Origin of the sequence: Pseudarthrobacter sp. NamB4 (genome assembly GCF_005796185.1) — a bacterium.
GTDB lineage: Bacteria > Actinomycetota > Actinomycetes > Actinomycetales > Micrococcaceae > Arthrobacter.
This window is the reverse complement of the sequence record NZ_VAHM01000015.1, coordinates 33297-43985: the sequence shown is the minus strand read 5'-3', so window position 1 is coordinate 43985 and position 10689 is coordinate 33297. Positions and strand designations below refer to the sequence as shown.

The window sequence follows — 10689 nt, the reverse complement described above, 5'->3', positions numbered from 1 at the left end:
ATGAAAACAAGCCGGGGATACACGCTTCTTTCGCTGACACCCTCAGCACTGATCTTCCTCCTCGTCCTGGTCTTCCCCACCATCTACATCATGAATCTGATGTTCAAGCGGGAGACCCTCACAGCCCCCGCCGGGAACCGCTACATCGGCTTCGAGAACTTCACCCGCCTTTTCGGAGACGAGAGGTTCTGGCAGGCGGCCGGCCAATCAGCAGCCTTCTCTGCCGTCTCGATGGCCGTCAGCATCCCAGTTGGCATTGCCATCGCCCTGTTGGTCAGCCGCAGACTCCTCGGGCACGGCCTCTTCCGCATCATCCTGATCGTTCCCATGGTGCTGGCACCCCTCGTAGTAGGGGCGATGTTCCGTTTCCTGCTCGACTCCGGCGGGTTCATACCCTGGTTGTTCAGCCTCTTTGGGTTCACCGCCCCCAGTTTCCTTTCCATCCCAGGCGTCTCACTTGTGACGGTCGCATTCGTGGACGCCTGGCAGTGGACCCCCTTCGTGGCGATCGTGGTGGGGGCAGCCATGGAGACGGTGCCCAAGAATGTTATGGAAGCAGCAAAACTCGACGGCGCCAACGCCTGGCAGGAGCTGTGGCACTTCGTCCTCCCGCAGATCCGTCCGCTGCTGGTGCTCGTTGCCCTTATTCGATTCATGGACAGCTTCCGTGAGTTCGACAAGCTCTTCATCATGACCAACGGCGGGCCGGGAACGTCGTCCGAAACCCTCCCGATCTACCTCTGGCGCAACGCCTTCCAGTACCTGGACCTGGGCTTCTCCGCCGCCGTCGGCTTCGTCGTGCTGGTCATCATCAGCGTGGTCAGCACGTTCATCGTCAAATTCTTCCGCGCAAGCAAGGGAGTATCAGAATGACTTCGCACACCACCTCCAAGCGCCGGACCGCCGCCGAGGCGCCGCCCCGGAGCCCACGCTCCGCCGCTGCAGGGCCAATCCCTCCCCGACAGTTCCACTCCCGAAAGCTCTGGGACATCCCCAACTATGTTGCGATGATCCTGGTCAGCCTGGTGTGCCTGGTGCCAGTGGCGGTGATGCTCCGCATTGCTGTCACACCCCAAGTCAACTGGCGCCAAATTCCCATCGATTGGCTCCAGGCAGCTGACTGGACCTCGTTCGAGCGCGTTCTGGGCAGCACCTTCCCCCGTGCATTGCTCAACAGCTTCCTCATCGCCCTGGTCACCACGGCCATCGTCGTCGTGCTGTCCGCCATGGGAGGCCATGCGCTCGCCCGCATGAAGGGCAAGCACAAGGATCGCTTCCTGTTCCTGGTGCTCGGCACGCGCATGGGTCCGGCCGTGGTCTTCGCGCTGCCGATTTACCTCCTGGCCTCCGGGGCAGGCCTCATCGATACGTATGCCGGGATCATCGCCGTCTATATCGTTTACAACTTGGCGTTCGGCATCTGGATGATGCACGGCTTCTTCCTGGACATCCCATCGGAAGTCGAAGAGGCTGGCCTGGTAGACGGCCTGACGGAGTGGGGCGTCTTCCGCAGGGTTTCGCTGCCCATGGCGGCCTCGGGTGTCATAGCAACCGCAACCCTGGTTTTCATCCTCACGTGGAACGAATTCTTCTACGCGTTCGTCCTCACCCAGCGGACCGCCAACACCTTCCCCACCACGATTCCCGGGTACTTCGGCGCCTTCCAGGTGGAATGGGGATCAATGTTCGCGGCAAGCACCCTGGGCATCCTGCCACCTGTGATCTTCGGCATCCTGGCCCGGAAGTGGCTCGGGAAGGGACTTTCGGGCGGCCTCGTCGACTGAGAAGGTTGCAAGCCCCCCGCCGCTATTTGTCCGCGAGTATGAATTCTCCTTACGGGAGTAGTGACGAGCGGCGGGGGCCGAGTGCCTGGGACGGGAAAGTTATGCCGTTGGCTTTCCCAGCGCTACCGCTGTCCAGGAGACTGGCGGCAGTGTTACCGCCAGGATGTTTTGGGCCAGCTTCGCCGTCGGGTTCGGCTTAAGCGTCACCCGATCCGGCGCGTCCTTAGTGTTCCTCGCATATACGTCCGGATCGGACATCATGTGGGTTTCGAGGAGCGACAAATCTCCCAGCGCTGCCAGGTCCACGGTGACCGTGACGGCGTCAGTGAGCGAACGGTTGACGAGGAAGACGGCAGCACGTCCACTGTCAGCGTCATGCGTAGCCACGGCGTCCACCAACGGCACGACACCGAGCTCATCAGTGTGGTACTGGTCGGTTTCTACGCGGATGTCGAGGGCGACCCCAACAGCGAGCCTGGAGGTGACAGCGAAGGGATAGTAGGTGGTCTGCCGCCAAGCGGGACCGCCGGGTTCCGTGGTGATCGGCGCGATGACGTTCACGAGCATGGACATGGAGGCTGAGGTGACGCGGTCTGCGTGCCGAAGCAGGGAGATCAGCAGCCCGCCAACCACCACGGCATCGGCTACGGAGTAGACGTCTTCGGCAAGCCTGGGAGCCTCCGGCCAATCGTTCCCTTCAATCTCGTCAGTCCGATAAAACCGGTCCGCCTGACGCGGAAACTGCCGAAGGTTGTCGCCGAGGTACCAAACGTTCCATTCATCGAAAGAGATATTTAGCGTCTTTTCGCTGCGCTTTGCGGCTTTGACGTAATCAGCGGTCGCGATAACTGTGTCGAGGTACCGGTCCATCTTCACTGGCGAAGCCAGGAAGGAGCCCAGGTCGCCGTTCTTCTCCTCGTAGTAGCCGTGGCAGGAGATGTAGTCCACGTCGTCGTAGGTGTGCTCAAGCACCACACGGTCCCAGTACGGAAAGGTCGGCATCGTTGGGTGCGAGGAGCCGGATGCGACGAGTTCCACCTGTGGGTCCAACTGCCGGAGCGCTTTGGCAGTGCGCGAAGCCTTCTTGGCGTAGTCGTCAGCGGGTGAGTGCCCCAGCTGCCATGGACCGTCCATCTCGTTGCCGAGGTACCACATCTTGATGCCGAAGGGTTTCGCCCGGCCGTTTGCGATGCGCTCTTCGGCCAGTGTGGACCCCTTGCGAATGTTCGCATACTCGAGCACTTCGAGGCTGTCCCTCGTGTCCGCGGTACCAAGATTGACCGCATACATGAGCTCGCCGCCCACCTTTTCCACCCAGGAGGCGAATTCGTGCAGACCCACCTGGTTCGTCTCAGTGGCCCGCCACGCCAGGCTGAGGCGGCGGGGACGCTGGTCTTTGGGACCAATGCCGTCCCTCCAGTGGAAGCCTGATACGAAGTTGCCGCCCGGATAGCGGATGCCGGTAACACCCAATTCCTTGACGAGCATGAGGACGTCCTGACGAAAGCCGTCCTCATCCGCGGTGGGGTGCCCAGGCTCGTATATCCCCGTGTAAACGGCTCGCCCCATGTGCTCAATAAAGGATCCGAAAAGTCGGCGGTTAATGGGGCCGACGACAAACCTTGGATCGAGAGTCACGCGGGCGGTGGGCATACTGCTCCTTCATGTTGGGTGGCGGGACGTTCCAAGGGTGTTGCTGCTACTTGAGGCTGCCGACGGACAGCCCGCCCTGCCAGTACTTCTGCAGCATGAGAAAGGCGATGATGAGCGGTATCACCGAGATCAGTGATCCGCTCGTGACCAGGTTCCAGATGAGGCTGTTTGCGGTGGCGGAGTTCGACTGGACCTGCCAGGCATTGAGCCCCACAGTGACGGGAAGCAATGTTGGGTCCGAAATCATCGCGAGCGGCAGGAAGTAGTTATTCCAGCCGCCCACTACCGAAAGCAGCAGCACCGTCACGACCGCCGGACGCATCAGCGGCAGCGCGATGGTGGCAAACGTCCGGAGTTCGCCTGAACCGTCCACTCGGGCAGCGTCGAGCAACTCATCCGGGATCGCATCCTGAACGTAGACGCGCATGAGGTACACGCCGAACGGGCTCAGCAACGAGGGGAGGATTACCGCCCAGATCGTGTTCGTAAGGCCGAGGTTATTAAACAGCACGTACGTGGGGATGACGAGCGCCGTCGCCGGAACCATCACCGACGCCAGGAGGATCATGAAGCTGACCGCACGGCCCCGAAAGCGGTATTTCGCAAAGGCGTAGCCCGCAAGCACGGCGAGGATCGTGGCGCCGACCCCGCCGGCAATCGCATACAGGAACGAGTTCCCGAGCCAGCGCAGGTAAATGCCGTTGTTGTATGTCGCAAGCTGAGCGATGTTGTCGAACAGGGCAAAGTTCCGGTCGAACCAAAGAGGTCCTCCCGTTCCGGCGAACAACCCTTGCGTGCTCTTGGTTCCCGCAACGATCAGCCACCACATCGGAAGAAGGAAATAGAGAGAAACGGCGGCGAGGAGAATATGCAGGCCGAGCGATTTGCCGCGCCGCCGCGTACCCGTGTTTCCGGTTTTCTTTTGTGGGTCCGTGGCGGTTGCATTGTCAAGGAGACGTACAGGTGAAGTTGTCATCAGCGGAGTCCGCTCTTCTTGCGAGTGGTGACCAGGAAAATGATGGAGGCGAGGAAGACCATAAGTCCAAGCGCGAAGGAGATAGCCGACGCATAGTTGAACTGTTGATACGAGAACGCCAGGTTGTAGGCATATAGGTTCGGGGTATACGCAGCGTCTATCGCGTTGCCGGCAAGTGGTGCGAGAACCTGCGGTTCCGTAAAGAATTGCAGCGTCCCAATCAGCGCGAAGACTATTGTCAGCACCAGCGATGACGCGATGATCGGAACCTTGATCTGCAGGGCGGTCTGCAGCTTTGATGCCCCATCAATCAGTGCCGCCTCGTAGATGGATGAGTCAATCGACTGCAGCGACGCGTAAATGATGATCATGTAGTAGCCCGTCCACTGCCACGTCACGATGTTGGTCAGGGACCAAAAAATCGAATCCCGGCTGAGCATGTCCGGCGCCTGCACGTTCAGGAAATCGAAGAACGACACCAAAGGACCGAACGATGGGCTGTACAGGAAGCCCCACATGAGAGCTCCGATTACTCCAGGAATGGCGTACGGTGCGAAGATGAGTAGGCGGGAGAAGCGTGACAAGCGGGTTTTGACCTCATCGAGGATCAGCGCAAAGAGGAGCGCCAGCCCGATCTGCAGTGGCACGAAAACGAGGGCGAAGGCGCCAACCCGCGCCATGCCAGAGAGAAAACGCTGGTCTTTGAACGCCGCAAAGTAGTTCGCCAGCCCCGCGAACTTCTCGCCCGCCGCGAGCGTGTTGGTGTGCAGGCTCATCCAGAACGCGTAGACGAGCGGTAGTACCAGGAATACCAGGAAGACGATCGCGAAGGGGGCAAGGAACACCCACCCGATGCGCGCGTGCTTCCTTTCCAGGGTCGCTCCCCTTTTTGTAGCGACGGGGGGTTGGGCCGGCTTTTGAAGTTGCGGGGTGATGGACATCTGTCACTTCCTTGGGACGCAAAATGGGGAGGACTGCTGTGCGGGCGGGTTTCCCGCCCGCACAGATCAGTCTCATTTCAGGGTGAAACCCTGTTCAGTGGCGTAGGTCTCCAGCGATTTCTGAAGCTGGTCGGTTGCTTCAGTTGCCGATACGTTCCCCGCGATCGCCTCGGAAAGGAGGCGCTGTGACTCGTCGTAGTAGTACTGCGTAAACGGCGAGAAGGTCACACCTTCGTAGTCGATGGCGGCTTTACCGAAGACATCCTTATTGAGCTTCTGGCCCCCGTAAAATTCGTAGGGACGTTCCTGGAAGTACTCGGACTCGATCATCTCCGGGTAGGCAAGGAAGAGCCCGCCCACCTCGACGCCGAGTTTCTTGTTCTCTTCGGGAGCGTAGAGCTCAGCGGCCACCTTCGTCGCCAGTGCCGCATCGTCCGCCTGTGTCGTGACGGCCAGCGTGCTGCCGCCCCAGTTCACCTGCTTGGGCTTGGCCGCGTCCCACTGGGGGATCGGAGCGGCACGCCACACGGCGTCCGCGTCCCCGTCCTGGAAGGCGGGGATGTGGATGCTGTACCAGGCAGGGTAGATGGCAGTAGCGTAGCGGCCGCCGCCAAGGCCCGTATTGAATTCAGGAGTCCAAGCCTGGTCAGTGCCCACCAGGCCGCGATCAACCAGGTCGAGCCAGTACTCGTAAACCTTCTTACTGGCTTCATCGCTGTGGTTGATGCTGATTTCGGTCGGGTTGCCGTTGTCGAATTTGAAGGGTACGGCACCGGCCTGATCGAGGAGTGCGTAATGCTGGCCCTGCCCGTTTGGCGCGAAGTTGCCGATGAGAGTCTCGCCGCCGGTCGCCTTGCTTAGCTGCTCGGCCGCGGCCGCGTACTCGTCCCAGGTCGTTGGAATCTTGATGCCGTGCTTTTCGAAAATGTCCTGCCGGTACCACATCCCGACCGGGCCCAGATCGACCGGAACCGCGTATACACCGTCGCCACTTGAGACGTCGCGCCAGGCCCCGGCAGTGAACTTGTCTTTATATTCGTTGATGCCGTGCTCTGTCATGTCTACGAGGCCACCCTGAATAAGGAAGCTGTTCAGCCAGTCGTACTCAACCTGGACGATGTCGGGCGCGCCGGACTTGGACTGAAGCGACGTGGAGAGCTTGGTGTACGCATCAGCACCTTGGCCGGCGTTCGTCCAGCAGATTTGGACATCGTCATGGCTCTCGTTGAAGTTGTCGACAGTTTGAGCGGTGTCCTCGAACCAGCCCCAGTACGTGACAACCGGGACGTCCTGCACCTTGATCTCGTTGGTGCAGTTCGTTTTGCTCGCTCCGGCGCCCCCTCCGCCTCCCCCACCGCTGTTCCCGGTGCAGCCAATCAGTGTTACAGCAAGTGCCGTGGTTATCCCCGCCGCAAGCAGGGCTTTCTTCTTAGTCATTGTGTTGCTGGTCCTTTCGCGGTGCAAAGACACCGTTGTCGGCGGCGTCCAGGGCCGCAGTTGCTGCGAGAGAGAGCGTTTCTTCTGGCGCGTTCCGTTCTCCCAGTCCACTTGGGAAACATCTGTACCGAAGGCAGTACAGCCTGGCCGGGCGGCTGCTCGAATACTTTTCGAAAACTTTTGCGAAACGCTTGAAGTAATACTGATTGTTAGCGCTAACCATGTCAAGGCCCTTTTTCCTGAACCAGCCCCGGAGACGGCTGGTTCAGGGCAATAATTGGGCTTCCACACTGCTACGGTTGCCTCAGAAGTTTCGAAAATGAGAACGAGGACTGGACGCATGTCTCCCGAAGGATCGCGAAAGAGGGGCGCAGCAAATGGCCGGCCGACGATCACCGAAATCGCCGCAGAAATTGGTGTCTCGGCTCCCTCTATCTCGAAGGTGCTCAACGGGCGCTCGGATGTCGCTCCGGCAACCAGGCTGAAGATCGAGAAGGCGCTTCAGGAACACAACTACCAGCGCCACGGCAGCCAGACCGGAACGCCTTCCGCGCCGCTGATAGATCTGGTGTTCCACGAACTCGACTCCGCATGGTCCATCGAAATCATCCGTGGCGTGGAGAACGCTGCCCGGCGGAACGGGCTCGGAGTAGTCCTGTCCGACCTCGGCGGGCAGCACAGTCCGCAGCCCGGCTGGATGGATGAAGTCCTCGCCCGGCGCCCGCTCGGTGTAATCCTGGTTCTTTCAACCCTGACCACCGAACAGCGGCGCCAACTCGGCACTCGAGGCATCCGTTATGTTGTCTTGGATACAGATGGCGAGCCCCCCAGCAACGTTCCAGCTGTCGGGTCCAACAACTGGTACGGCGGCCTCTCAGCCACGCGCCATCTGCTGTCACTGGGTCACCGCCGGATCGCCATCATTTCCGGACCGGAAGATGTGTTGTGCTCGCGTGCCCGGGTGGACGGCTACCGGGCCGCTCACGCCGAGGCAGGCGTTCCACTGCTCGAGGGCGCCATCCGGTGGAGCGACTTCTCGGTGGCCGGCGGGTTCGAACACGGCACCGCCCTGCTCACCCGCCCCGACAGGCCTACGGCCATCTTCGCCGGCTCCGACATGCAGGCACTCGGGGTACTGCGGGCCGCACGCGAAAAAAACGTAGAAGTGCCGCGGGACCTGTCCGTAGTCGGATACGACGACCTGCCCCTCGCAGCCTGGGTCGCCCCGGCCCTGACCACAATCAACCAGCCGCTCAGCGAGATGGCAGAAACGGCTGTCCGGATGGTTCTCGACATAGCGCGCGGCACCGACCCCCACCCGCGCAGCATCGAACTGGCCACGGAGTTGGTTGTCCGTGAGAGCAGTGGCCCGGCGCCCCAAGAAGCCTAGGCACTTCCGGAGTTGACTACGGCGTCCGAGCCGCCGCGGTCGCCGTGTAACAGGAGGCCGTGACCCGGGCGGCTCCCGGGGGAAAACCTGCCGCTTCTCTCATGGCGGACAGGGGTTCTCCCCCGCCTGCCCGCCCATGGTCAAATGGGAAGGTTGAACCGGCCGCCCGAATCCGACCGCGGCCTCGGCCACATGGAAGGAAGCACATGACCGATCCTCAGGAACACCCTCCAGTCCCCACGCCGGGAAGTGCCCAGGGCCTCGACAGCAAAGTTGAGGGCGGGTGCCCGGTTGCGCATGGCAGCGTGACCTCGCACGGCAGCGAGAGCGAGAACCCGGCCATTGATTCGCCTCAGCCCAAAGGGCACCGGCCGCGGACCGTCGCTGACTGGTGGCCCAACCAGCTGGACCTCTCGGTGCTCCACGCCAATCACCCCAAGGGCAACCCGCTCGGCCCTAACTTCAGCTACCGCGAAGAATTCCAGAAGCTCGACGTCGAGGCATTAAAGCAGGACATCACCGAGGTCCTCACCACCTCCCAGGACTGGTGGCCGGCGGACTTCGGCCACTACGGCGGCTTGATGATCCGCTTGAGCTGGCACGCCGCCGGCACCTACCGTGTCCACGATGGCCGCGGTGGCGCGGGCGACGGGAGCCAGCGCTTCGCACCGCTGAACAGCTGGCCGGACAACGCCAACCTGGACAAGGCCCGTCGCCTGCTGTGGCCCGTTAAGCAGAAGTACGGCCAAAAGCTCTCGTGGGCAGACCTGCTGGTCCTGGCCGGCAACGTGGCTCTTGAGTCCATGGGCTTCAAGACGTTCGGCTTCGCCTTCGGCCGCGAAGACGTATGGGAGCCGGAGGAAATCTTTTGGGGCCCCGAGGACACTTGGCTGGGCGACGAACGCTACATCGGCGAAGGCCAGATGTCGGAAGAAGTGGGCTCCACCGAAATGGGCCTGATTTACGTCAACCCCGAGGGACCGATGGGCAACCCCGATCCCAAGCTCGCGGCGGCGTTCATCCGCGAGACGTTCAAGCGGATGGCCATGAACGACGAAGAGACCTTCGCGCTGATCGCGGGCGGCCACACGTTCGGCAAGACCCACGGAGCGGGTGACGCCGATGCACACGTTGGCCCCGAGCCGGAGGGAGCTGACCTTGAGGCGCAGGGCCTGGGCTGGCTGAGCACGTACGGCAGCGGCAAGGGGGCGGACACGATCACCTCCGGCCTCGAGGTCACCTGGACGGACCGGCCCACCGAGTGGAGCAACCGCTTCCTGGAGATCCTGTTCGAGTACGAGTGGGAGCTGGTCAAGAGCCCCGCCGGCGCCCACCAGTGGGTCGCCAAGGACGCCCCGGCCATCATCCCGGACGCGCACGACCCCAACAAGAAGCACCGGCCCACCATGCTGACCACCGACCTCTCGCTGCGCTTCGACCCGGTCTACGAGGAAATCGGGCGGCGCTTCCTGGAGAACCCCGATGAGTTCCAGCTCGCCTTCGCCAAGGCCTGGTACAAGCTGCTGCACCGCGACATGGGACCTGTGGGCCCGCACATGCTGGGGCCGTGGGTCCCGGAAGCGCAGCTGTGGCAGGACCCTGTTCCCGCTGTGGACCACGAGCTGATCAACGAGCAGGACATCGCCTCGCTGAAGTCGGCTCTTTTGGAGTCCGGCCTGACCGTTTCCCAGCTGGCAAGCACGGCATGGGCCTCCGCTTCCACCTACCGGAAGACGGACCGGCGCGGCGGCGCGAACGGTGCCCGGATCCGGCTGGAGCCGCAGCGCGGCTGGGAGATCAACCAGCCTGAGCAGCTTTCGACGGCGTTGCAGGCAATCGAGCGCGTGCAGCAGCAGTTCAACGCGGCCCAGGCCAACGGCAAGAAGGTATCACTGGCGGACCTGATCGTCCTCGGCGGCTCCGCGGCGGTGGAGAAGGCGGCAAGCGACGCCGGGTTCCCCGTCACTGTGCCGTTCCGTCCGGGACGCACCGATGCCGCCCAGGAGCAGACCGACGTCGAGCAGTTCCAGTACCTGAAGCCGCGGGCGGACGGGTTCCGCAACTACGTGCGGCCCGGCGAGAAGCTCCAGCCGGAGACCCTCCTGCTGGACAAGGCATACCTGCTGGACCTCTCCGCACCGGAGATGACTGCTCTCATCGGAGGCATGCGTGCCCTCGGTACCAACACGGGCGGTTCCGCCCACGGCGTACTCACGGACAAGCCCGGAGTCCTGACGAACGACTTCTTCGTTAACCTGCTCTCCCCCGGCACCAAGTGGAAGGCGTCCGAGAACGAGGAGAACGTCTACGAGATCACGGACGTTGCCACGGGCGAGCTGAAGTGGACCGCCACTCCCGTGGACCTGGTGTTCGGCTCCAACTCCCAACTCCGCGCCCTGTCCGAGGTCTACGCGAGCCAGGACGGCAAGGAGAAGTTCGTTAACGACTTCGTGGCGGCCTGGGTGAAGGTCATGGAGCTGGACCGCTTCGATCTGCGGTGATTGCGGT

8 protein-coding genes are annotated in these 10689 nt (G+C 62.1%); 4 read left to right on the top strand and 4 right to left on the bottom strand.

Annotated features, from left to right (window positions below; genetic code table 11):
• Window positions 1-873: a carbohydrate ABC transporter permease gene (locus FDW81_RS14115; RefSeq protein WP_138134806.1), complete on the top strand. Its 873-nt coding sequence runs from the start codon at window positions 1-3 to the stop codon at window positions 871-873.
• Entirely contained in the window at window positions 870-1784 is a 915-nt protein-coding gene (locus FDW81_RS14110; RefSeq protein ID WP_138134805.1) for a carbohydrate ABC transporter permease, read from the top strand. Before FDW81_RS14115 ends, FDW81_RS14110 begins: the two co-directional genes overlap by 4 nt.
• A 99-nt stretch (window positions 1785-1883) precedes the next feature.
• On the opposite strand, the gene FDW81_RS14105 is transcribed toward FDW81_RS14110, so the two are convergent.
• From FDW81_RS14105 to FDW81_RS14090, 4 genes are all read right to left on the bottom strand, one after another.
• Entirely contained in the window at window positions 1884-3437 is a 1554-nt protein-coding gene (locus tag FDW81_RS14105) for an alpha-N-arabinofuranosidase (RefSeq protein WP_138134804.1), read from the bottom strand.
• 46 nt (window positions 3438-3483) lie between these two features.
• Window positions 3484-4413, bottom strand: coding sequence for a carbohydrate ABC transporter permease (locus FDW81_RS14100; RefSeq protein ID WP_138134803.1), 930 nt, complete (start codon window positions 4411-4413; stop codon window positions 3484-3486).
• The gene (locus tag FDW81_RS14095; protein WP_138134802.1) at window positions 4413-5354 is read right to left on the bottom strand and encodes a carbohydrate ABC transporter permease; all 942 of its coding nucleotides are present in this window, start codon (window positions 5352-5354) and stop codon (window positions 4413-4415) included. The genes FDW81_RS14100 and FDW81_RS14095 overlap by 1 nt, the downstream gene beginning before the upstream one ends.
• Window positions 5355-5426: 72 nt before the next feature.
• Entirely contained in the window at window positions 5427-6791 is a 1365-nt protein-coding gene (locus FDW81_RS14090; protein WP_171027217.1) for an ABC transporter substrate-binding protein, read from the bottom strand.
• Between the two features lie 340 nt (window positions 6792-7131).
• On the opposite strand from FDW81_RS14090, the gene FDW81_RS14085 reads away from it, so the two are divergent.
• Together FDW81_RS14085 and katG are read left to right on the top strand one after the other, a co-directional pair.
• Window positions 7132-8181: a LacI family DNA-binding transcriptional regulator gene (locus FDW81_RS14085; RefSeq protein WP_138134800.1), complete on the top strand. Its 1050-nt coding sequence runs from the start codon at window positions 7132-7134 to the stop codon at window positions 8179-8181.
• Between the two features lie 206 nt (window positions 8182-8387).
• Window positions 8388-10682, top strand: a complete 2295-nt coding sequence (gene katG / locus FDW81_RS14080; RefSeq protein ID WP_138134799.1) for a catalase/peroxidase HPI — start codon at window positions 8388-8390, stop codon at window positions 10680-10682.
• The last annotated feature ends 7 nt before the right edge of the window (window positions 10683-10689 follow it).